At 39.4% G+C, this 22,946-nt stretch carries 29 protein-coding genes and 1 tRNA gene; 11 read left to right on the top strand and 19 right to left on the bottom strand.

All coding sequences use genetic code 11. From position 1 onward, the window contains the following. Nucleotides 1–25: 25 nt before the first annotated feature. On the bottom strand, nt 26–412 hold the full coding sequence (locus AC6JAD_RS13115) for an START-like domain-containing protein (protein ID WP_461303658.1): 387 nt from the start codon (nt 410–412) through the stop codon (nt 26–28). Nucleotides 413–774: 362 nt separating this feature from the next. Here AC6JAD_RS13115 and AC6JAD_RS13110 point away from each other — a divergent pair, with 362 nt between their 5' ends. Continuing rightward, nucleotides 775–1,605 carry a universal stress protein gene (locus AC6JAD_RS13110; RefSeq protein WP_461303657.1) on the top strand — a complete coding sequence of 277 codons (831 nt, stop codon included), beginning with the start codon at nt 775–777 and terminating at the stop codon, nt 1,603–1,605. A gap of 158 nt (nt 1,606–1,763) precedes the next feature. On the opposite strand, the gene AC6JAD_RS13105 is transcribed toward AC6JAD_RS13110, so the two are convergent. From AC6JAD_RS13105 to AC6JAD_RS13040, 14 genes are all read right to left on the bottom strand, one after another. Next, a complete protein-coding gene (locus tag AC6JAD_RS13105; RefSeq protein ID WP_461303656.1) occupies nt 1,764–2,762 on the bottom strand; it encodes an NAD(P)-dependent oxidoreductase in 999 nt (332 codons plus the stop codon). Next, nucleotides 2,759–3,397 carry a hypothetical protein gene (locus AC6JAD_RS13100; protein WP_461303655.1) on the bottom strand — a complete coding sequence of 213 codons (639 nt, stop codon included), beginning with the start codon at nt 3,395–3,397 and terminating at the stop codon, nt 2,759–2,761. The genes AC6JAD_RS13105 and AC6JAD_RS13100 overlap by 4 nt, the downstream gene beginning before the upstream one ends. A gap of 37 nt (nt 3,398–3,434) precedes the next feature. Next, nucleotides 3,435–3,878 carry a hypothetical protein gene (locus AC6JAD_RS13095; RefSeq protein WP_461303654.1) on the bottom strand — a complete coding sequence of 148 codons (444 nt, stop codon included), beginning with the start codon at nt 3,876–3,878 and terminating at the stop codon, nt 3,435–3,437. Between the two features lie 62 nt (nt 3,879–3,940). Next, nucleotides 3,941–4,387, bottom strand: a complete 447-nt coding sequence (locus AC6JAD_RS13090) for an Hsp20/alpha crystallin family protein (RefSeq protein WP_461303653.1) — start codon at nt 4,385–4,387, stop codon at nt 3,941–3,943. Nucleotides 4,388–4,504: 117 nt separating this feature from the next. Next, entirely contained in the window at nt 4,505–5,875 is a 1,371-nt protein-coding gene (locus tag AC6JAD_RS13085) for an MBL fold metallo-hydrolase RNA specificity domain-containing protein (protein WP_461303652.1), read from the bottom strand. A 7-nt stretch (nt 5,876–5,882) separates the two neighbouring features. Continuing rightward, nucleotides 5,883–6,722 (bottom strand): restriction endonuclease, encoded by an 840-nt coding sequence (locus AC6JAD_RS13080; protein WP_461303651.1) that lies wholly within the window; start codon nt 6,720–6,722, stop codon nt 5,883–5,885. A gap of 21 nt (nt 6,723–6,743) precedes the next feature. Then, nucleotides 6,744–7,157, bottom strand: a complete 414-nt coding sequence (locus tag AC6JAD_RS13075; protein ID WP_461303650.1) for a hypothetical protein — start codon at nt 7,155–7,157, stop codon at nt 6,744–6,746. Between the two features lie 10 nt (nt 7,158–7,167). Beyond that, a complete protein-coding gene (locus tag AC6JAD_RS13070; protein WP_461303649.1) occupies nt 7,168–8,022 on the bottom strand; it encodes a universal stress protein in 855 nt (284 codons plus the stop codon). 61 nt (nt 8,023–8,083) lie between these two features. After that, nucleotides 8,084–8,932: a universal stress protein gene (locus tag AC6JAD_RS13065; protein WP_461303648.1), complete on the bottom strand. Its 849-nt coding sequence runs from the start codon at nt 8,930–8,932 to the stop codon at nt 8,084–8,086. Nucleotides 8,933–8,943: 11 nt separating this feature from the next. Continuing rightward, nucleotides 8,944–9,801, bottom strand: a complete 858-nt coding sequence (locus tag AC6JAD_RS13060; RefSeq protein WP_461303647.1) for a universal stress protein — start codon at nt 9,799–9,801, stop codon at nt 8,944–8,946. A gap of 19 nt (nt 9,802–9,820) precedes the next feature. Next, complete coding sequence (locus tag AC6JAD_RS13055) at nt 9,821–10,663, bottom strand: universal stress protein (protein ID WP_461303646.1); 843 nt, start codon at nt 10,661–10,663, stop codon at nt 9,821–9,823. Between the two features lie 94 nt (nt 10,664–10,757). Beyond that, nucleotides 10,758–11,588 (bottom strand): universal stress protein, encoded by an 831-nt coding sequence (locus tag AC6JAD_RS13050; protein ID WP_461303645.1) that lies wholly within the window; start codon nt 11,586–11,588, stop codon nt 10,758–10,760. A gap of 62 nt (nt 11,589–11,650) precedes the next feature. Then, nucleotides 11,651–12,709: a response regulator gene (locus AC6JAD_RS13045; RefSeq protein WP_461303644.1), complete on the bottom strand. Its 1,059-nt coding sequence runs from the start codon at nt 12,707–12,709 to the stop codon at nt 11,651–11,653. Between the two features lie 11 nt (nt 12,710–12,720). Then, the gene (locus tag AC6JAD_RS13040) at nt 12,721–13,860 is read right to left on the bottom strand and encodes a PAS domain-containing sensor histidine kinase (protein WP_461303643.1); all 1,140 of its coding nucleotides are present in this window, start codon (nt 13,858–13,860) and stop codon (nt 12,721–12,723) included. 99 nt (nt 13,861–13,959) lie between these two features. Here AC6JAD_RS13040 and AC6JAD_RS13035 point away from each other — a divergent pair, with 99 nt between their 5' ends. The 6 genes from AC6JAD_RS13035 to deoD all read left to right on the top strand — a co-directional run bounded on the left by AC6JAD_RS13035 (nt 13,960) and on the right by deoD (nt 17,658). Beyond that, on the top strand, nt 13,960–14,376 hold the full coding sequence (locus tag AC6JAD_RS13035) for a hypothetical protein (RefSeq protein WP_461303642.1): 417 nt from the start codon (nt 13,960–13,962) through the stop codon (nt 14,374–14,376). Nucleotides 14,377–14,519: 143 nt separating this feature from the next. Then, complete coding sequence (locus tag AC6JAD_RS13030) at nt 14,520–15,404, top strand: hypothetical protein (protein ID WP_461303641.1); 885 nt, start codon at nt 14,520–14,522, stop codon at nt 15,402–15,404. 10 nt (nt 15,405–15,414) lie between these two features. Then, entirely contained in the window at nt 15,415–15,999 is a 585-nt protein-coding gene (locus AC6JAD_RS13025; protein WP_461303640.1) for a DUF998 domain-containing protein, read from the top strand. Continuing rightward, a complete protein-coding gene (trxA, locus tag AC6JAD_RS13020) occupies nt 15,999–16,301 on the top strand; it encodes a thioredoxin (RefSeq protein WP_461303639.1) in 303 nt (100 codons plus the stop codon). Before AC6JAD_RS13025 ends, trxA begins: the two co-directional genes overlap by 1 nt. Then, nucleotides 16,298–16,960: a deoxyribose-phosphate aldolase gene (gene deoC, locus AC6JAD_RS13015; protein WP_461303638.1), complete on the top strand. Its 663-nt coding sequence runs from the start codon at nt 16,298–16,300 to the stop codon at nt 16,958–16,960. The genes trxA and deoC overlap by 4 nt, the downstream gene beginning before the upstream one ends. After that, complete coding sequence (gene deoD / locus AC6JAD_RS13010) at nt 16,957–17,658, top strand: purine-nucleoside phosphorylase (RefSeq protein WP_461303637.1); 702 nt, start codon at nt 16,957–16,959, stop codon at nt 17,656–17,658. The genes deoC and deoD overlap by 4 nt, the downstream gene beginning before the upstream one ends. Before the next feature lie 59 nt (nt 17,659–17,717). On the opposite strand, the gene AC6JAD_RS13005 is transcribed toward deoD, so the two are convergent. Both AC6JAD_RS13005 and hpf read right to left on the bottom strand, forming a co-directional pair. Next, on the bottom strand, nt 17,718–18,551 hold the full coding sequence (locus AC6JAD_RS13005; protein WP_461303636.1) for a universal stress protein: 834 nt from the start codon (nt 18,549–18,551) through the stop codon (nt 17,718–17,720). Between the two features lie 16 nt (nt 18,552–18,567). Further along, a complete protein-coding gene (gene hpf, locus AC6JAD_RS13000; protein WP_461303635.1) occupies nt 18,568–18,870 on the bottom strand; it encodes a ribosome hibernation-promoting factor, HPF/YfiA family in 303 nt (100 codons plus the stop codon). 120 nt (nt 18,871–18,990) lie between these two features. On the opposite strand from hpf, the gene AC6JAD_RS12995 reads away from it, so the two are divergent. From AC6JAD_RS12995 to AC6JAD_RS12980, 4 genes are all read left to right on the top strand, one after another. Next, complete coding sequence (locus tag AC6JAD_RS12995) at nt 18,991–19,272, top strand: heavy-metal-associated domain-containing protein (RefSeq protein ID WP_461303634.1); 282 nt, start codon at nt 18,991–18,993, stop codon at nt 19,270–19,272. A 183-nt stretch (nt 19,273–19,455) separates the two neighbouring features. Beyond that, a complete protein-coding gene (locus AC6JAD_RS12990; RefSeq protein WP_461303633.1) occupies nt 19,456–20,103 on the top strand; it encodes a response regulator in 648 nt (215 codons plus the stop codon). A gap of 83 nt (nt 20,104–20,186) precedes the next feature. Continuing rightward, on the top strand, nt 20,187–20,585 hold the full coding sequence (locus AC6JAD_RS12985) for a hypothetical protein (protein ID WP_461303632.1): 399 nt from the start codon (nt 20,187–20,189) through the stop codon (nt 20,583–20,585). Between the two features lie 227 nt (nt 20,586–20,812). Beyond that, on the top strand, nt 20,813–21,736 hold the full coding sequence (locus AC6JAD_RS12980; RefSeq protein ID WP_461303631.1) for a T9SS type A sorting domain-containing protein: 924 nt from the start codon (nt 20,813–20,815) through the stop codon (nt 21,734–21,736). A 588-nt stretch (nt 21,737–22,324) separates the two neighbouring features. Here the strand turns inward: AC6JAD_RS12980 and AC6JAD_RS12975 are convergent. Both AC6JAD_RS12975 and AC6JAD_RS12970 read right to left on the bottom strand, forming a co-directional pair. After that, nucleotides 22,325–22,398, bottom strand: a tRNA-Met gene (locus tag AC6JAD_RS12975). A 91-nt stretch (nt 22,399–22,489) separates the two neighbouring features. After that, nucleotides 22,490–22,942, bottom strand: coding sequence for a DoxX family protein (locus AC6JAD_RS12970; protein WP_461303630.1), 453 nt, complete (start codon nt 22,940–22,942; stop codon nt 22,490–22,492). Between the last annotated feature and the right edge of the window lie 4 nt (nt 22,943–22,946).

Genomic DNA, 22,946 nt, shown 5'->3' with positions numbered 1-22,946 from the left:
AAAGATAATTCATTCTGAGGTTCCATTAGGTAGAACCCAGTATATGTTTTAGGTTAGAAACCATATTGTCCCAAAGCATTTTGCCTTCTTCAATCTCATCTTCCTCTGCAAAATCCGTAACCATTAAAGAGACATCCTTTGTAATATCATCAACCTGAATCCTTAATTCGAAATAATAATCGGTATCATTGTCATCTTCCCAACGAAATTTAATCCGTTCTCCACTTTTCTTTCCCAAAAGCTTGGCGCGCTCTTCGCTACCTTCCCAAATGAAGGTAAAGAATTCACCGCGTGAGTTCACATTATCCGCATACCATTCGCTCATTCCTGAAGGGGTTGAAATATATTGATATAGAAGGGATGGAGAGACTTGAATTGGAAACTCCATTTCGTACTTTACTTTTTCGTCCATGTGGTATTAATCAGTTAGCTTTAGCCCAATATAGATATTAATTTGAAACTTAAAAAGAAAGGTGTTGAAATTTTTTCGATTGTCCGTTAAAGAACAAAAATCACCTCCCTATTGCAATTATTCATTTATACATTAGACTCCCTACCATTGTAGAATGTTACTTCCAAAAGGAAACTTTTTCAATTCAATCTTTATATCCTTCAAATACTCGTTTTCGTACTAAATCATAGATGCTATGGCCGATCATCACCAACCGACATATGCAAAATGATAACCCGAAAAACCGTATATTGTTGTAAACCTGACACTCGTCATTGTTGATCTATTGTTTGAGATTTAGATTTGACCAAAACCAATATACCATGAAAAGAGTTTTGCTTCCCACGGACTTTTCCGACAATTCTAAAAATGCTATCGAATATACCCTGCAATTCTTTGAAGGACAACCGTGCCATTTCATTTTCCTAAATGTTCAAAAGCCTTCAGAATTCATCATGGACGACTTCTACTCTGCTCCGGCAACGGCAAGTGTAAATGAAACCATTTTAAGCGATAACAAAAAAGCCCTTCAACTATTAGTGGATGAATGCGAGCAGAAGTATAAAAAAAGTGATTATACCTATAGTTTGATCGTAGACTATGACAATTTGATCGACTCCATAAACCAAGTATTGAAGTCTGAAGACATCGATCTTATTGTAATGGGATCTAATGGGGCCACAAGTGCCAATGAGGTTTTATTCGGGAGCAACACCCTAAAGGTAATCCGAAAAATAAACTGCCCAGTCCTTGTCATACCAGAAGGTTATTCCTATTCCCCCCTGAACACTCTTTTGTTCTCCACACATAACCAAGAATATTTCACCAAGGGAATGCAAACCCTAAAGGATATTATCAACTTAAAGAAACCCACTATTTCAATTTTAGATTTAGAAGATGTGCCCAACGCTTATATTGCTGAAGCCAATAGAATAGATTTGGAAACTTTTTTTGAACAGAAAATTAAAGAATATTATACCTTAGAAGGGATTCCCATAGCCATTGGGATAGATACTTTCACACAGCTTCACCCTTGTGAACTTCATGCCTTGTTTGTAGAGCGTAAGTCTTTTTTAAGTCGTTTTATGTTCGGTTCTGAAAACGCTGAAATAAACTATAGAACAAGGGTTCCATTGCTCGTGCTACACGCATAATAACTTACCGTCTTCGCCTGGACCACACAAAAAGAAATACGACGGCGATAACTACCATGGCCACTAAAGCAGCACCGAGAAAGTAATCCTCTCGAAGCGATTCGTCTTGAAACAAACTGATGGATAATTGTAAAAAAGTGTTCATTTTTGAGATAGATTTATGTGTTAACCAATTCGCAGGCGGCAACTTTGCCCTCATCCCACGAAGTGAAACTATTAATGGTCCTTTCGGCAATGTTTTTTAATGCTTCCCTAGTGGCAAATGCTTGGTGAGGTGTAAGCAATATATTAGGGTGATTTATGAGCTTTAACAAGGTGGCATCTTCTATAAATGGACCATCACTATGGTCGTAAAAGAACACTCCACTTTCTTTTTCGTATACATCTGTCGCATAGCCAGAAATCCAGCCTTCGTCCAGCGCCTGTAGCAGGTCCTTTGTTTTAACAATTGCACCCCTAGCGATATTTACAATAATGGGGCGTTGCGCTAAATTCTGCAGGAAGGATTCATTCAGTAAGTGATAGGTTTGTGAAGTCAAAGGAAGACAGACAAAAAGAATATCTACCCTTTTGCACAAAGCCTCTTTCGAAACATATTTCACTGCATAATCTTCTTGCAAAGACTCATTGACAATCGTATCATTTGCATAAAGGGTACATCCAAACCCATGCATAATTCTTGCCAGTACGCTGCCAATCCTCCCAGTACCCATAATGCCCACTTTCTTGTTGTGAATATCCATTCCCACTAAGTGATCTAAGGAAAAGTTGTTCTTTCTTATTTGCATCTGGGAAGCAACAATCCTTCTATTAAACGCTTGAAGTAACGCGACAGCATGTTCTGCAATAGCATTAGGGGAATAATCTGGTGCATTGGCCACCTTAAACCCAAGCTTTCGGGCCATGGGAATATTTATATTATCATGGCCTGCGGACCGCAATGCAATATATTTCACCCCGAAATCCTTCAACTTCTCCAGTACAATGGGCGAGGCATCATCGGCCGAGAAAATAGAGATCGCCTTGTGCCCTAAAGCTTTCATCGCAGTATCCGAAGTAAGGCGCTCGGGCACAAAGGTTAGCTGATGCACTCCATTATTGGCCCGTTCCAAAAAAGGTCGCTCAAATTGCTTGGTACTGAAAACAAGCACTTTCATAAGTTCACTATTAAGAGTTGACGATCTTCCAACGACCTTACCAAGGTTCTCACATAGTCCTTAATGCTCCTACCCCTGTTGTTACCTTCAACGATATCTATATCGCCGCTCCATAACAATTCGCGTTCCTTCTCCGGACAAATGCAGTATAGGCTCGTTTGTGCGTGAAATAGCGTGTACGCTTCAAATTCGTTGTGAAAGTTACTTGCGTCCTGAGCCTGGTAATAATCTTCTCGAAATGAATTGAAGGAGTTGTCGAAATTCCTTAGGGCCTGCATCATGGTGACCTTATCTTCTGATCCCACAATTTTTGAAAAGAGAATCGCATCAAATCCTGCTTCCAGAAGTTGTTGTTCTATCAAATTCAATTCTTCTTCCGTTTTCCGATCATCTGCAAATGAGGTTTCAAAAAAATCGATGCTCCTCACGGCAATGACGTTTTCCTTTTCCAACTGGATTGCCAATTGTTTTTCAAACTCCATACGTAGATCTTTGTCCTTGGCTAAACCAATGACCAATACTTTATTTGCTTCGAAATTGACTGCTTCTGGACTTTTCCATTCGTTGACCAGTTTACTAGATGAACAACCAAAAAATAAGAGGGATATTAAAATGGTGAATGTTAGATGTTTCATGTTATAGGATTTTAGGTTATTTGATTGATGATGTATTTTATTGAGTGATTTGTTTGCGCTTTTTCTTTTTCATGAGGCCCTGAATCAACTGAAAAATCTTGCGTTTGGTTTCTTTATAGTTCGTGAAATAGGTTATTACTTCCATTTTTAAGAAGTAATGCGCTTCCTTGAATCGTTTTTCTTCTTGAATCTGATTGACACCATCTACAAGAATTTCTAACTGATTGCTATGGGTATTTACTTTTTTCGTTAACTCATTAACTTCTCTCTCTTCACGCAGTAGTTCGCCTATTAGACCCTGTGCTTCTTTCAATATATCTTCAGATGTTAGTTCTAGGATATGATTGCCAATAAGCTGATTAAGGAATAACTGCTCCACTTTTATGAACTGCAATTCAGATTTCCAGTCCATAGTGGCTTCATGGAGTTCGGCAGGGCTGCTCCATTCTACAAATCGATAAGTTTGTTTTATTTTTTTCATAACAGAAGGGCTTAAAAAAGGCGGTAAGTTCTCCTCATGTCTTGACCGCCTTTTCTTTGAGATTAGTTTATCTCTATTACTTTTTTAGGGGGTGTTTCCTCTCCTTCGTTCTTAAGTAGATGCAACTTTAGGATTCCGTCTTTATAGGTAGCATCAACCTGTTTGTCTTGGTTTACCGAACTAGGAAGTCTCAATTTTCGGTCGAATTCTTTGTAACTGAATTCCTTACGTGTATATCCTTCTTCCCCCTCCTCGGTTTCCTCTTTCTTCGTTTCTGCACATACATGCAGTAGGTTGTCTTCCATGGTAATTTGAATGTCCTCTTTGGAAAACCCGGGCACAGCAAGCTCTACGTCGAAACTATCACTGTTTTCCTTAACATTCATTGCCGGTACGTTTTTCCCTTTGATAAAAAAATCGTCAGCAAAAAAATCATCGGTATCAAACCAAGGGGAAAGTCCTTCCGCTAACCACGGAAATCTTCTTTTGTTTAATTTAATTAATGACATGATTATAAGCGATTTAAGGTTAATAAATTACAGTGATAAATGTACGCCAGAAGGAAGGTGATCGAAATGATAATTGTCAGTTTTACAAGGATTTAAGAAAGAAAAAACCCAATCCTACTACACCATTAGTTCAACTATATCGTACATTTTTGGCATGGAAGTTCTCCAATGATGTGTGTCTTGAATTTTAACCCTGAGTGCGTCGCGAGCCGTAGATTCGCCATGAATTAAGAAAACTTCTTCAGGTATGTTCTTAATAGTGCTTATCCAATCCATAATTCCTTGTTGATCGGCATGAGATGACAAACCTTCTATATGGTGCACATCTGCATGTACAGGAATATACTTACCAAAGAGTCTAATTTCATGCGCTCCTTCCAAAAGCTGCCTTCCTCGGGTTCCTTCAGATTGGTAACCTACCAATAAGACCGTCGTGGTTACTTCATCTAAAAGCTGCTTTAAATAAGTTAGGACACGACCACCGGTTATCATACCACTCCCAGCAATAACTACTTTGGCCCTAGGATCGTCTATGGTTTGCCATGTTTCCTTGTATGAGGAAACAATCGTCATTCTTTGTTCCATATTCCGAAGATCTGATGGCGAAAGTTTGTGCCAATCGGGAAATTGCTCAAATACGTTGAATACACTGTTACCCATTGGACTATCTATAAAAACAGGAATGTTGGGTATGTTGTTTTTGCGATAAAGGGACCAAAAAAGGAACATCAATGTTTGTAAGCGCTCCACCGCAAAAGAAGGAATGATGAGTGTTCCCTTAGAATTCAGTGTACGAAGTGCCAACTCCATTAATGTTTTCGAAACATCTTCTTTTGGGTGCAGCTTGTTTCCATATGTACTTTCCAGAAATAAATAATCTGCCCATTCTGGTTTCCTTGGCGGCTCCAATAAAAAATCATCATTACGTCCAATGTCGCCAGAAAAGACAAATCGTTTACTGTAGATATCGATTTCAATAAAGGTAGAGCCTATTATATGGCCATTGCATTGAAAACGCACCTTTATTTCATTAAGAAGGGAAATCCATTCACCTGTTTGGATCGCCTTAAAAAAACGTATGGTCTTCTGGGCCTCTTCTTTGGTGTAAAATGGCAACGCCGGATTGTGCTTAGAATATCCCTCACGATTTGCCCTTTCTGCCTCTTCTTCATGAATTTTGGCACTGTCTTCTAAAATAATTTTCGCAATGGCCAATGTAGGTGCCGTTCCCAAAATTTCACCCCTAAACCCCTGTTTAATCAATCTGGGTAAATACCCCGTATGGTCTAAATGACCATGGGTTAATAACACAAAATCTATAGAAGGAACAGGAAACGGGAATGCATTCCAATTATGCTCCCGTAGCTCTTTTAATCCTTGAAATAGCCCACAATCCACAAGTATATTCCCACTTGGTGTTTCCAACAAAAATTTAGATCCGGTAACCGTACCAGAAGCACCCAAGAAATGTACCTTAGTTGTTCTCATGTTATTTTTAGTTGGCACATAACATTTTCACCTCCTGCAGGATTCGTTCTTTTCTATTGTCGGATACACCGAGGTGATCTAGATAGAAATGATCGTCTATAACTTGACGACACAACACCACATCACGACTCAATAAAAACTGCTTTTCCCTATTAGATAGTAAGGTCGATACGGTTATAGGATATAATCCCAATCTGTCTATTCGATCCTTTAACCCATTATCTTCTGGGTAATCCCAACTTAATAGCTTGAGTTCCGCGCATGTCCCGTAGGTACGCGCATCCTTTGTAAAGCGGGTGTTGGTGACTACCCAACATTCGTCTGGGGTTTTGGCAGTATCGTGCCCGTCAAAACTTTGCAGTATATCCCTGAATCGGGAATTAATGTACAATGGAACTTTTACATCGCACGTATGTCCACGATCGCCATGAAATTTACATTCTACCAATATGGTAGCTCCATTTTTCTTAGCGACCACATCAATTTCATGGGTAACACACTTACCAGGTATGTAAAGGTTTACGGATGTCTCAAATCCGGAATAATGCAAAATGGCTCCAACAAAACGCTCAAATGGAAATCCAGTTGGGCCCAATTCGTATATGGCCTTTTTCAATTTGTACTTGGAGGCATAAGTAGATTTTTTCTTTTTCAGAAGGGCAAAAGCGCGATTGTAGACCTCTTTGGTGGTTATACCTTGATAAAGTTCATCACGAACCACACCAATGATTTGATCTATAGTATGAGTATCTGCTCCACTTCTCTTAAGGGAACCTCTTAGCTTTTCCAAAGAAAATCGAACCTTCTCTCCCGATGATTTAATAATCTCTATTTGTTCCGGTTCCATGTGACTCTTTTTTTGGATGACTTATGTGTTTCTGAAATAATCACGAACCCATGCTTTCATCTGATTTTCGGTCATGCTGTCCGCCTTACTTTCATCTTTTACCTTCGCGGCCAATTCTTTATACGAGAGATTCAGTTCCTTTACAAATTTCTGTCCCGTTTGTGCTGGACCAAATACCATAATTTCGCTTGCATCGGCTATTTCTTGGCAAATGCTATCAAAATAACTTTTCATCTGATGGCGTTCCCGTTCTAAATACTTGCTATCCTGAACCACATCTTGCGGTCCTCCTTTTAATCGGGTTCCTGATCCTCCATGTGGACGAAAGCTTTCAATTTGGGATTGTATTTTCTTTACCTCCTGCTCCTGCCCTTCTCCTTTATCCCAAATCACGTACGCTTCTTTTTTATCAATCCATATTCCTACCTTTTTCATAATCCTATATTTAGTTTCTTAAATCGTGCAGGGCTAACAAGGGCACATCCGTATCCACACCTATTTTCTTTACCAATGGTTGATTAAACACCGTATTAAAAAAGGTATGTTTCTTATTGACAAAGGCAATCATTTGACTTTCCCTGCTCTGTACAAAAAGCCTTAGGGCAACGTCTATACTGGCATTTTCCAATGTATGAAAGGTGTATTCCAATCCTTCAAAACATTCTTCCAATAAGGTTTTATAGTTCTTTTGAACTTCGTCCAATTCCAATTCTTTACGTACGTGTAAAATTCGGATAGGCGCATTGGTTATACGTGCAATATCTATCAAGTATCGCAGTTCCCTTCTCTTAAAATGTGTTTTAAAACTAGTTGGAAATACAATCTCATTGGGTTCGGAAAACAAAGTGTCCGGAGGAATGACCAATACGGGGCAGTTCCTTATTTTTTCCATCGCCAAGACAGCATTGCTTCCAAAAGCTATATTGAAGCTATCCGTTTTCCCCTTGGTTCCCATGACCACTAAATCGATATCCTTTCTCTCTATAATCTCTTTCATGGCAGGAATCAATTCGCCATCATTGGAGAGATAAAAGTACCGGTGTTCTAGAGACTCATCCCTAAATGAAATTCGTTGTGAAATCTTCTTCAATTCGTTCTCTGATTTTTCCAGCAACATCTGTCGGTGATTCTGCTTAGAAAATGGTGAAGATGCCAATTCGGAAGCACTAAATTCGTCTACATCATAACAGTTAAGGACATATATATCGCACTCTTCGTTCTTAAAGAGCTCTAAAGCATAGCACATAGCTCCCCATGCATTTTTAGAAAAATCTGTAGGTATCAATATCTTTTTTTTCATAGCAAATCATTTATAGTTAGTGTCTCATTTGTTTTTCTTTCAAATCGCTTCTTATCTGTGATTACTTGGAAGCCGGTATCATTAAAAAAGGAATCCCAGGATGTCGAGCTACCTTCTTCACAATCGATTCCCTAAACAAGCTTTTTAAAAAGCCGTATTTATAATAGATCATTGCCAAAAGGTCTACGGGATTACTATACACATAATCAGATATTACATCCGTCTTGCTCTTTCCTTTTGTCAACCAATGTATTTCATATGAAATAGTCTCAAGAATTGTTTTCAATTTGGACACATGCTCCTTTCTATCCAGTTCCAATTGTTCATCTTCCCTCATATGGAGGATATGTACCGTTGCTGAATCTATAGCTGCTAATTGCAGTAATGGTTGTACTTCAGTATCGGTGTAGGGATATTCGAATCCAGTAGCAAAAGCAATGTGCTTTAATGGCGTATATTCCATATCTTCTGGAATGACCAATAATGGAGACTTTTCTATCTTTTTAATGAGCTGCACGGTAGTACTTCCCAGTAGTACCTCTTTGGCTCCTGTTTGCCCTTTGGTCCCCATAACTACCATATCGATTCCCTTTTCTTTTACTAGGTAGTTAACCATACCGGAAAGCCTTTTGGAGGATGCTATGGTTTCCAATATATGATCAGACCCCAGGTTATTTTGTGAGATGGTTTTTTTTAATTCTTCCAATTTTCGCTCCGTGCTGTCATAGAGTTCATCAATAACCTCCTCAGATTTACCAATATCTACCCTACTGGTTAAACGGGACACCTCATTTTCAAAAGAATGAAGCACATAAAACGTACTGGGTTCATTCTGGAATAGTTTTGTTGCATACACTATTGCGTTATATGCATTGTTCGAAAAATCGGTGGGTATTAATATCTTTCTCATTGTATTGTGTCTTAAGAATGTAGTCGCTTCTCTGAAGGGATTACCATAAAGGGAACTTCGGTATGATATACCAGTTGATTAATTACTGGTTTGAACAATATGTTTTCAAAAAACGAGTGTTTGTTATGTATCATGACCAAAAAGTTAATCTTGTGCTTCACCTGAAACTTTTCTACTGCTTCTATCACATCTACTCCTTCTGCTGTATGAAAAAGGTGTGCCGTGTTCTTGAAATAAGTATCTAAAAAACCTTTGTTTTCCGCTTGTTGGTCATTCAATGGATTGCCATAATAGGCGTTAAGTATATTAGTTCTTGCAATATTCTTTTCTGAAATATCCTTTAGTAAGGGTAAAAATCGATTTCCTCGGTCAAATTGAAAGTCGGTAGCAAAGAGAATCTCCTTGGGAACTTCGTAATGAAAGCCCGAAGGCACCACGATCACAGGACATTCCACCCGCTTTATGATATGCATGGTTTGGGTTCCTAGAAATACTTCCTTTGCCCCAGTGGCTCCTTTGGTTCCCATCACTACCAAATCGATATCATGGTCGTTTATCAATTCATTGATTTCGGCCGCTAACATATTGAAAGCAGAAAGCTTTATGTAAATGTGATCTGGATCTACGAATTCACTTTTTATTCGCTCCTCTACCTCATCTAGGCCTTTCCGGGAGTTCGCAGAAGCCATTTTTTCCAACTCCAGCGCCGAATAACTATTCACCATATTCACTCCCACATAATAGGAGGCTGGCGTAAATGTATTAAGAAGGTAAAATGTGCATGGTTCTCCCTTAAAAAGCGCTATGGCATATTGAATCGCATTATAGGCGTTTTCAGAAAAATCGGTAGGTAAAATGACTCTTTTCATCGTTCTGGTATTTTAAAGGTTATCGAGATAGATTCTGCATAATTAGAAACGGAATTTTTACATGAAGCCCCATGGCATCTATCGTAGAATTCTCCAACAGGCTTTCCATATAAGAATGTCGTGAATTCACCATGACCAATAGATTAATCCCATCGTTTGCTATGGCATGATTTATAGCCTCCGTAAGGTTATCACCCATTAAATGAATATGCGATGTACGTTCCTGTAAACAGCTATCCAGAAAGCGCTTATTGTCTTCCTGTCTGTGTGATAGCCCCTGCGACTTAGATAAGTGCAGGAACTGTGTATGGGCATTAAAATTATTGGAAAGCGTATGCAATAATTTTAACTCCCTTCGCTTATAGGGAACTTGATAATCTGTTGGGAACAATACATTCTCTGGTGGGTTTTTATGATAAGCCACTGGCACCATTAACACAGGACATTTCACATATTTTGCTACTTGTAAGGCCTGACTACCAAACGTAACCTCGCTGTGGTCCGTTTTTCCCTTGGTCCCCATAATAATAAGATCTAAATCCTCTTTATTAGCCATATCGTTACACATATCTACCAATGACTGAAAAGAAGCGCGGTAATCATAATTATGCCTAGGATTGGGGGAAATTTCGAGCATTTCGGCAATGACGCCCTGCAAGGACCTTTCAATTGCCTCCTTCGCCTTATCCTTATACAGATCGAAGAACTCGCGGGACATTTCCAGCGTATTCGCGTATACATCATCGGCAAAACAATTCACCACCAAAAATTCACTCTTTTGGTATTTGAGCAGTTCCATAGCATATCGAATGGCGTTAAAGGCGTTTTCCGAAAAATCTGTTGGTATAAGTACCCGTATCATCGTTTTACTTTTTATAGGTGCTACTCCAAAGGTAGGTTGCCGATCACCTATAAAAAATGATATCCATCATCTCAAGTCATGTAAAACGAATCATTTACTCGTGCAATACCAAAAAAGGAATTTTGGTATGGTAGCTAATTTTTTCTGCTGAAGTTTTAAATAGCAATCGTTGAAAGAAGTTGATGTTTTTGGCCACCATAGCTATTAACTGAATATCATTTTCTTCTACAAATTCTGCCAAACCTTCTTCAATGGGTGCATGCGGAAGAAAATGGAATGTATGGGATCGATCCGCCAAGAAGTCCATCAAGAAATTCATGTGCTCCAATTGCTCATCGCTTAACGCTTTTTCTTTGTCTGTTAAATGGACTATGTGAAGCTCTGGCTGATGTTGTTCTAAGATTTCTGCCAAGGTTAACAGGATTTTATTTTTGTAGTACGTATGGAAATCTGTCGGAAAGGCAATTTCCTTAAGCTTCGCAAATTGGGCGTTCTCTGGTACAATTAGAATGGGACACTTTACACGGGCTATTACTTCTCCTGTTCGACTTCCTACAGTTACTTCCTTGAGCCCGGAGGCCCCTTTCGTGCCCATGAGAATAAAGTCGATATTATTGGCCACTACTTCTTGTTTTATCCCCTCGATGAAAAAGGAATGCTTCAATATCGTATGAAAATGATGCTTTGTTTCAGGAAAGGTATCCCGAATCCTTTCTATGGTATCCTTCAACTTTTCTCCGCTTGAAACGGAATCTACAGGAGCCACAAAAATTCCATTGGCAACCGTATCCCTATGTTCCCTTGAGAACAAATCAATATGCACCAAATAAAAGTTTGCGGTTTCTTCTGCAAAAAACTGAATGCCATAGGCAATGGCATTCCATGAGTTCTCCGAAAAATCCGTAGGAACTAAAACATTAATCATTTCTAACAATTATAGAAACAAATGTATTTTTCCGAGCAAAAATAAAATATGACAAATATCAGTTAACCGATTCGGCGTAGTTCATCCAGTTTTAAAATTCGAATGTTTCGACCTTCAATTTCTATGAGACCTTCTTTTTTAAAACTGGAAAGGGTCCGGATAAGGCTTTCTGTGGCAATGCCGGCCACACTGGCCAAATCATTACGGGAGATCTTAATGTTTTCTGCGGGTTTTTTATGCAGCACTTCTGCAAATTGCAAGATCGTTTGGGCTGTCTTCCTTCTTACAGAGCTAAATGCCATTTGGAGTAATTGTTCCTTAACCTCGGAAATATTATGGGTTAACAAATTAATAAGTTCTAAGGATACCGCATTACTCTGAGACAGTACTTCTTTAATTTCCATTTTGGACATCTTGGCCAATTCTACTTCCTCCAGGGCGGTTGCCGACTCATGATAGGGAATATTATCCACAAAGGAAGTAAAGCCCAGGAAATCGTCTTCCTGATGCAGGGCCGTGATAAGTTCCTTTCCGTTTTTATCCATCCTATGGCTTTTTACCACTCCTTTCAAAATTAGATAGACATAATTGGAATGCGACCCTTCCTCATAAATATTCTCTCCCCTTTTATAGTTGGCAATGGTACCATTGTCATCGAAGAAGTTTTTGAGTTCGTTTAAATTCCTTAACACATCTTCCCTACGGGTAACCTGGGGAGCAGGTGTTTCTTGGTCCCTGCGTTTGGACAAAATCTCGGCCTTGGCCAATCGGCTTTCCAGGGCGCTCAACAATTCTTCCTCCTCAAATGGCTTGGTAAGGTAATCGTCTGCACCTAAATCCATTCCCTTTCTAACTTCTTTATGTTCTGTTTTTGCAGACAGAAATATAAAGGGGATATGCATGGTATCGGTATTACTGGACAACGAATTTAGTACCTCGTACCCATCTACTTCGGGCATCATAATATCGCATATCACAATATCAGGGGATTCGTTTTTGGCTTTATCAATACCTAATCTACCATTGGCCGCGGTAACAACTGAGTAACCCGAAATTTCCAATAACTCTGCTGTATTTTCACGAAGGGCAACGTCGTCTTCAATAATAAGAACCTTTTTCATTTAGGTTTGCATTAGGGGGTTGGAATGGTAACGGTAAATGTACTTCCTTTACCTTCTAGACTGCTAAAGGTAATACTCCCACCAAGATTCTGCAAATGGCTTTTTACAATATTGAGCCCAATACCCGTGCCCTGATCTGTAAGTGCATTGGCAGCACGAAAGTACCTGTCGAAAATAAACTTTTGCTCCTTTTCTGGGATACCTATTCCCTGATCGAGTATGGAAATGACCAATTCTTTTCCTTTAGCATTTGTTTTAATTTCAATTTCAGTGTTTTCAGGTGAGTACTTTATGGCATTGTTCACCAAATTGGTAAGTACCAAAACCAAAATCTTCTCATCGAACTCCAATTCTATCCCATCAATATTGTCGGGGTACATGATTCGCTGCCCTTCCTTAAGGTTCGAATTGGCGTCATAGACCACTTCATTAATCACCTTACTAAGGGGAAATCTAGATAGCTTATAATTTACCTTGCCGCTTTCCAATCGTTCTATGGAGAGAAAGTCATTTATGATGTTGTTCAGGTATTTCACCTTGTTCTGAATGGTCATAAGATGCTTCTCGCGCTTATCCTGCTGTTCTTCTTGGGTATATTTTCCTATTAAGGTTGCGGATGTAAGAATACCACTTAGTGGCGTCTTGAATTCGTGGGACACCAGCGAAAGGAATTTGGTCTTCAATTCGTTCAATTCCTTTTCCTTTTCCAGGGCTTCTGTAAGTTGACTCGTACGCTCCCGAACTATTCGCTCGAGATTTTCTGTATAGTTCTTTCGATCGGTAATATCGGTTACAATAGCCATAACATACCTCCGATCTTCAATCGTAAACGGATTGAGCCCTGCCTCTACGGGAAATTGGGTTCCATCCTTGTGCAGGCCATAAAGGTCCCTCCCTTTGCCCATACTCCGCTTATCCCTCTGTCCCATGAACTTGTCCACATGGGCATGATGGTGCTCTCTATAGTTTTTGGGAATTAAAGTATCCAGATGTTTTCCCACCAATTCGTTGTGACTATATCCGAACATTTCATTGGCCGATCCATTCACAACAGCGATGATCTGTTGGGGGTTTACCACAATAATTCCTTCGGATACCGAATCGAATATGGTCTCAAAAACTTCGGAAAATTTGTCCTGGAAGAATTTCATGGATCAAATGTAAACATTCCTTATAGATTTTCGAACCTGATAAATATCATAGAATTCAAATGGGACCCTAATTAACTTGCCCAAATAAATTTAGCAATCATGACAACCGAAGAACTTCAACTAGCATTTTATCAAGAAGTGGGACAGCTATTTTATGCGGTCGCCGCTGCGGACAAAGTAGTTCGTGAGTCGGAAACCAAGACCCTTAAGAAGCTAGTTAGGGAGGAATGGATGTCTATGGATGACTATAAAGATAACTTCGGCGCAGATGCCGCCTATCAGATAGAAATTGTATTCGATTGGTTCGATTATGAACAGATGACAGCCGATGATTGTTACCGCAGTTTTGAAGATTTCTATAACGATCATAGAAAACTCTTTACTCCAGATCGTAAGAAACTAATCCATAAAACGGCACATGCAATTGCCGGTGCATTTGCTGGAAAGAATAAATCTGAACTCATCATCCTTTCCAGACTAACCCTCTTGTTTAAAGATGATGCCATAAACGTATAAAGAAGTGACTTTTGTTTAGAAGAGGCTTTTCGAGCTTCAGAAAAGGTGTGTTTGTTGATGGACACACCTTTTTCATCTTCATGATAGATATCATTTTTTCAGGAATCAACCTTGGGTACATTTAACCCATAAATATGTATGTTATGAAACCCATTTCTATAGTATTCCTACTTCTTATCACCTTTGTAGGTTGTAAATCGGATAGTGATAAGTCAGTACCTGAAACTACGGACCTTCCTACTGAGGTTGTTGAGGAACAAATCATCGATAGTGTATCAGTTGTACGTGAAGATTTAGACTTACAGCGGCAAGAATCGATTGAGTTGAAACAACAATCCTTAATAGAACAGGAAGATGAAAAGGATGAACTACAGGAACTCATTATTGAGAAAAATTACATTAATGAACAGGACCTGTTCACCATAGATTTTCGATATCCAATTTTGAATGAAAACCTACAACCATCGTATGTCAACTTCAATGAATATATCAATGAATACTATGTCGATATCATAGGAACGGAGGCTGGTATTTTGGAAGACAAAGAGCTCCTCTGCGATACCATTCGCACCAACCGTTTTAGGGAAAAGCGTTTTATAGATTATAAGATCTACAATGTAAATGACAAGCTAGTAAGCATTCTTTTTTACAAGGAAAACTTCTATTCGGGCACACTCCACCCTACTTATTCGTTCGATTGTATGAATTTTGATTTGGGTCGTTCCGTATTTATGAATTACGATGATTTCTTTATTGAAGGATCTGAAGAAGAGTTCAGAAAAATCCTGAATGAGGTAATACAGAGCAAGATAAATGAAGGCGAAATGTACTACGACTGCTGGACCATTTCTGAAGATGACTTCTTCGAATACAAGGATAACTTCGTACTCGATGATTACTGCGTAGAATATTATTTCGACGATTGTGTAGTTTGTCCCTCCTATACGGGAAGCTATTCGGTTAGGGTTCCACTTGAAGACCTGCTTCCTGTCTTGAAACGATACGACATTAATCCATTGGTTTTTTAGTTTAAGCGATATGAGATTCATTGGTTTTTTTTACGCCCTAGCCTACCTGCTTCTCTTAGCAGTAATGTTCATCCTGCCAAAATTTTCCTTTTCAGGCTATTCCTTGATACAGAATTCAATGAGCGAATTGGGTGCTCAGAATACTCCTGGGAATTGGATCATGAACACCGTATTCTTTCTGCTTGCCTTAGCCGTAGTATTTTTGGCAACCAAGAAACTTAGGCGCTTTTGGCTTCCTCTTTATTTGTTGTATTTCTTTGCCCTTTCGTTGGCGTTAACAGGAATATTTAAACATGCCCCTTATACCGATATAGGCTTCTCCATGCCCGAACACATAGCACATTCCGTATTTTCTACGATCACGGGAACCGTATTTTGCATGTACTGCATCGCTATATTGTTTTACGTTAAAAAAAGAATGGAGAAAGCCACCTCGATTTTAATGTGCGCGCTCGCTATTGGATTGTCCTTGCTTATGTTTCAGTTTTCAGAATATAAGGGACTCTTTCAAAGAACCCTTTTCATTTTAGCATTTGGATGGTTATTGTATTCTTTGGTAACTTTTACATTCCAAAAACCGAAAAAGGCAAACTAATGAAAAGTAATTTCCAATCCTTAATAGAGTCTGACGTTCCTGTTCTTATTGACTTCCATGCTACATGGTGTGGTCCATGCAAAGTATTGGCGCCAATTCTTAAAGAAGTGAAGGATGAAATGGGTGAAAGTCTAAGGGTGTTGAAAATCGATGTAGACAAAAATGCGAATCTATCCGAGAAGTATCAAGTTCGTGGGGTGCCTACGCTGATACTGTTTCAACATGGAAAACAACTCTGGCGACAAAGTGGAGTATTACAAAGGGATGAGCTTATTTCAATCATTAATTCCAAGGTAGCATGAGAGAGCTGAACCGTTATATTGATCACACCTTATTGAAACCCTTGGCTACCACAGAGGATATTGTAGCACTTTGCGACGAAGCAAAAAAATACAACTTCCATGCAGTCTGTGTGAATAGTTGCTACGTATACCTTGCTGCCAATACCTTAAAAAAAACCGATGTTAAAGTGGCTGCTACCATTGGATTTCCCCTGGGCGCCGCATCTACCAAAGCCAAGATCGCCGAAGCCAAAAGAGCGATAAAAGATGGTGCGGATGAAATAGACATGGTCATCAATTTGGGCTGGCTGCGCTCCGGGTTGGTAAAATCGGTGAGGGAGGAAATTTCGGCGGTGAAGAAAGCCATAGGGCGAAGACCATTAAAAGTAATTATTGAAACATGCTATTTAAGTAATCTTGAAAAAAAATTGGCGTGTGAGATCATAAAGAAAGCTGGGGGCGATTTTGTTAAGACCTCTACGGGATTCGGTGAAGGCGGTGCTGAAATAAATGATATTCTACTTATTAAGGCCTGTGTTGATAATGGCACCCAGATAAAAGCATCCGGAGGCATAAAAACGGTAGAGGATGCGGAGGCATTCATTAAAGCTGGGGCCGATCGCCTGGGAACCTCATCCGGTGTGCAACTAATGCTCTCTTCAAAAGAAAAAAAACCATGAGTATTCATATAGAAGCAAAGCCTGGTGAAATTGCCGAATCGGTATTACTTCCGGGAGACCCCATGAGGGCCAAATGGATCGCAGAGACCTTTCTTGAAAATCCAGTGTGCTATAACGACGTAAGAGCCATGTTAGGATATACGGGGACCTATAAGGGAAAACGTATTTCAGTTCAGGGAACTGGGATGGGAATCCCTTCGGCACTGATTTATTGTCATGAGCTTATAAATGATTACGGAGTAAAAAACTTGATTCGTGTAGGGAGTGCTGGATCCTATCAGCCCGATATTGGCCTAAGGGACATTGTTATTGCCATGGCTGCTTCCTCTACCTCGGGGATCAATAATTCGCGGTTTATTAATGCCGATTATTCCCCAACTGCCAATTTTGAGCTGTTTATGAAAGCAACCCAATATGCCCAGCAACACCAAATACCAATAAAAGCAGGTAACGTCCTGTCTAGCGATGAATTTTACGAAGACGATCCCAATGCGTATAAAAAGTGGGCGGAATTCGGAGTGCTTTGTGTAGAAATGGAGGCGGCAGGATTGTACACCGTTGCAGCCAAATACAATGCAAGGGCATTAGCTATTCTTACCATATCCGATTCATTGGTAACCAAAGCCCAAACTTCTGCTGAAGAACGGGAGACTACCTTCTCCAAAATGATAGAGATTGCCCTTCACGCATTGTCATAAAAAAGAGGGAACCATCATAAATAATGTCCCCTCTTCACGAAATTAATCGCTCGCCATAACTATATCTTAAATGTCACCACAGGTATTTTAGCATGGTTCACCAATTCTTCCCCAAGACTACCGGCAAAGAAGTGCATTAAACCTCTTCTACCATGAGTAGGTACCGCAATAACATCAGCTCCGAAAGCATTGCTATACGTAAATATGCCATCCTCTACTGTATTATCACAATAGTATACGATGTTATTGTATAATTCCTTATCCTCATCTCCAGCAGCAAGAAGGAAATTATATGCTTTCTCTTCCAATTCACTTGTTCTGCTAAAACGTTCTGGGGTATTCACATACAGTATTTGAAACTTAGCCCCAAAAGCTTTTGCAAAGCTTCGTGCTTTCTTAAATGCCGGAACGTAGTCCTTTGAGAAATCGCACACGAAGACCATACTTTCCAAGTTCATGTTCAGGATTCTATTCTTGATCACTAATACGGGTACCGTTGCCGTGCGCACCACCTTTTCGGTATTGGAACCCACAAATATTTCCCGCATTCCACTGCTACCGTGGGATCCCATCACAATAAGGTCGGCATCATGTTCTTGGGCAACTTGATCCAATTCCTTGAATTCCTTATAGTTCTGCACTACGGTCTGCACATTGATATCCTTCAAGTAATCCTTTTCCAAAAATTCCTCAAATCGTTTTTCGGTAAGTTTCATGTAGTACATAGCCTCAAACACCTCTTGCGACTCATCTTTTGTGAGAAAAGAGGGCGCCAAGCCCATCATATGCACCATCAACAGCTGACTGTCATATTTTTGAGCTAATTGAGCAGCCACTTCTAGGGCATATTCAGAATGTTCTGAGAAATCTACGGGTACAATTATTTTTTTCATGGTTTGTTTTTTTAGATTAGGAATGAGTCGAATAAATAGATTTGCGTTTTTTAAGCTGTTTTTCTAGATCCGAAATGGTCTCTTTTACAGCCATTTCAAAGTTTTTCTCTTTAGAAGTGGCAAAAATCCTTGGACCTGGAGCGCTTAATTCAATTTCGCAAACCTTATTAACCCCGGATGTATCTTGCGCCAATTTGAAATGAACCGTGGCACTGATTAACCATTGGTATTTTTTCGCAAGTTTTTGAAGCTTTTCAATAGTGAATTCCGTCATGGTTTCACTGTTGGGCATTTTTACATATTGAATAGAAATTGTCATAGCATCTAATTTTATGATGACCCAAAACTAAGGGCCTTAAATCATAAAAAATATGACATTGATCATAGTCATGTTTTTACAAGAATACCCGAGGTATATTTGTGTAACAAAATCCGATTTATGACAACAGAGTTATACATACAAAACCTAAAATGTGGTGGTTGTGCGCAAACCATTATGAATGCGTTGCAACGTCTTTCTGGAGTAACAAAGGTGTCTGTAAGTCTTGAAAATTCCTGTGTTGGCGTACACCATGCTTCCGAAGATCAATTGCAGGAGATAGAATCGACGCTATCTAAGTTAGGGTATCCTATAGATGGTGCTAAAAACCCTTTGTCCAAAAAAGCCAAATCGTTCGTGAGCTGTGCCATAGGAAGAATGAGCAAGCCAAACAACGGGTAACGGGACATTGATAAATGTGGATTAAGTTCAATTAATTACCTTCAGAATTATTAGACAAATAATCGATTGTACACTGGGGATATTCATAATAATTTCACTCATTTTTTTATTGCTATTTACCTGATAAACAAATACCTTTAACTTAACAAAACCTAATAGTACTTTCTAGAAATCCCCGTAAGTATGCACAGCAAAAATGCCACTCTAATTTTAGCAGACGATCATCCCATGCTGCTCAAAGGGCTTTATGAAGAATTAGATGCCAACGGTTACACTATTTTGGGGCAGGCCACCAATGGAGTGCAAGCGCTGGAACTTATTCTAAAAGAGCAGCCCAACCTAGCACTTCTCGATATAGACATGCCTTTGCTCAACGGATTCGATGTCATTAAAATGGCAAAGGAAAAAGGAAGTGCAACCAAATTTATCGTACTATCATTTCACAAAGAATCAGAATATATTGTCCAGGCCAAAGCACTTGGTATTAATGGCTATTTACTAAAAGAGGATTCTTTTTTCGATATAGAGCGATGCATTGAAGCCGTGTTAATTGATGAACAATATTACAGCCGTTCCTTTAAAGCCAATGCACTAAATGCCGTCAAATCAGAACTTAAAAAACTTCAATTACTGACCCCTTCAGAGCTAATCATACTTAAAATGGTGGCGCAACAAGTGTCAACCGTGGATATTGCACAATCTCTTTATATTTCGAAGCGAACCGTCGAAAAGCATCGAAGTAACATAATCATTAAATTGGAGTTAGAAGGAGGTACAAATGCCCTTACCAACTGGGCCATTTCCAATAAAAATACCATCGCCGAGCTATAAGTAGTATCACGTATAAATTACGTGTTGATCCGTATTGTATAAAATTCAAGGATTAGTGTTATTTGACCCAGCAAATAGAGATTATGTCGCATGCAAAGAGTCAACTAATTTTGCTAGCTCACAGAAATTGGGACTACGCAAAAGAAATTGAAGCTGGACTGAAAAAGGAAGGCACAGAAATATCGGAAGTCGTTTACAACGCTTTTGAAGCATTAGGCTATATATTATTGCATCATCCCCTCATTGCGCTATTGGAGCATGACTTTTCATACCTTTCTGCTACAGATATAGCCAATACAATTAAACAAAAGCATATTCGTACCCAAATTGTACATATACTTCCGAAGCACTTTAAGGGTATTATACCGGATGGACATTATTTTTATGAAAATGATTCCATCGAAGATATTGAAGAATATATTAACCTTGTCGCTAGTAAAGTTTATAAAAATGCGATAGGAATTGAGAACCCTCCGAAATAATACTTTAACTGTTAGATTAATAGTACAATTTAGCGGCCTACCTAGATTACTACTTAGTACCGTTGCTTTTTGGGTGGTGAAACGACTGCCTCCTTTCCCTTTTAGGTATTCTAACGACCCAGTATTTCCCTAATAATCAAATATTTAACTCATCTACGTAGCAGTACGTATTATTTACGTACTGCTTCGTATTTCACCCCTATTAATTCGTGCGTAATTTGCAGTCAATGAAAAATTGGCCCATGAATGAAAGCCCATCAATAAAATGTATTGCCCTTTCTATAGTAGGTGGGATTCAAAAGAACCACACAAATTGTAATGGTAGCACTAATGTAAATGTGACCACCTCCCTGCTTCAAACAAAGGGTTTCATGGGAATGGGGAGTCCTATGAACTCATTGTCCTGCACAGATGTGTTTAATTCTACATTCTTTGTATTGGACCATATCCCAGAATATTTTATTCCGCATCCCGATGTAACACAAGGAGCAACAAATTTTGCCGATGATTACGGCGACTTCTGGGTACAGATGGCGGGAGGGGCCATCGAACCCGGAAGGGGTTATATCGTCCGTCCGCAGGATTCCTATACGGATCCTGCAAATGGACCTTACAATTTTGCATATGCCATTGAAACCTTATATAATGGTACTGTTACTAAACCTACGGTCTATGGCGCTGTTAACCCTCACAGTACTCCCAATGTGTATACCATTCCATACGCCTCAACCATATCAGATATTGTTGGGAGTCGCATAAGCGAGGCCACAGTGCATCTAACAGATAATTCTTTGAACTTAGCCACTAAGCTTTCAGAAGGGGACTGTTATTTTAGAAGTGCAGCAGGTGATTCAAAGGGTCGTTTCACCTTATCGTTTGAAGTTTCGGACATTCTCTCGAATCATGAAACTTCCTTAAACGGCATTTCCATATTCCCTAATCCAACCCATGGAATTCTAAATATAGTATCCCCAACAGCTGGAATCCAGCATGTGCACTTGTATGATTTACAAGGCCGTACGGTCTATTGTCTAGTAGGAAATGGGTTGGATAATCTGGAAGTGAACCTTGATGAGTTAGCCTCTGCGGTATATCTCATAAAGGTTACAACGGAGATTGGGTCGATTACCAAGCGAATTATTAAAGAATAAATTAATGAGAACAAAACTGACCCTATTGTTTGTGGCCCTTTGTTACTTAGTAATCGGTCTGTTGCTTTCAGGATCGAAAACTAAAAAAACAAATCGATACCAAGGGACCGCCAATGAATATTAAAAATTTATCAATGAACAAAATACAAATATGGGGGGAGGACGATTATGACTTAGAGTATGGATCTCCTATACATATTGAACGAATAGCGCATTTTGAAAGCTTTTTCAATAAAAAACATGGATTGTCACTATTAGTTAATTGAGTTTTCATGATTGGATAGAGGTTAATATGTCCAAGCCCCTTTGTCGTTTATGGCTAGGGGGCATTTTTTATCCCCACTTAAAAATTGTTTTCATGAATCTAAATATAAAAGCCCGACACTTTCGTATCGGGCTTTTGCCTGTAGCGAGAGCGAGAATTGCTCATCGCATAAAAGTGCGATTCGCTAGTCTTGATTAAGAAGCTTTACATTCCAAAACCCGAACGCTTTGCGTTTAAAGTCTTTTATATTTTCTAACTCTTCGAAGTAAACTTCTGAGTTGAAAATATAAAAGCCCGATACTATCGTATCGGGCTTTTGCCTGTAGCGAGAGCGAGACTTGAACTCGCGACCTCCGGGTTATGAATCCGACGCTCTAACCAGCTGAGCTACCTCGCCAAATTGCGGTTGCAAAGATAGCAACTATACCCTCTTTTACAACAATAATATTCAATATTTTTTATCCGTTTCGGCCCCAACTATTTGTAGCCTATCCCACAGAACGCTTACCATTACTTCCACCTACCACCAAAGCCGCCGAGATTATCATTACATTTTTAAGGATGTACTGCCCTTCCATGGTAGGAAGATACACCGCCCAGGGTTTCTGATACACCACTTCCGGTAAAAACACCAAAGGCATAAAAGTCCCTGCCATTTGAAGGAATAATAACGGGATGGCAATCCAAGTCGTTTTACGGAATACAAAACAAATTCCAATAACCACTTCCCACCAACCAATTACATGAAGCCAGACTTCCGGAGTCCCGAAGGGTAGCCAAGCTACTGTTGCTTTCAACAGAGGTTCTGCTGCGGATAATCCGAAGGGTTTCAGAATTCCAAACCAAATAAATATAATGGCAAACGAAATACGAAGCGCGGGAATGCCCACCTTTCGCATTCTACCCGATATACTTTTATCGATGTCCACTAGATCGCTCATGAAC

It is taken from the genome of Aureisphaera sp., assembly GCF_059726885.1.
Note: the sequence above shows the minus strand (reverse complement) of the source record. Positions and strands in the feature narration are given on the sequence as shown.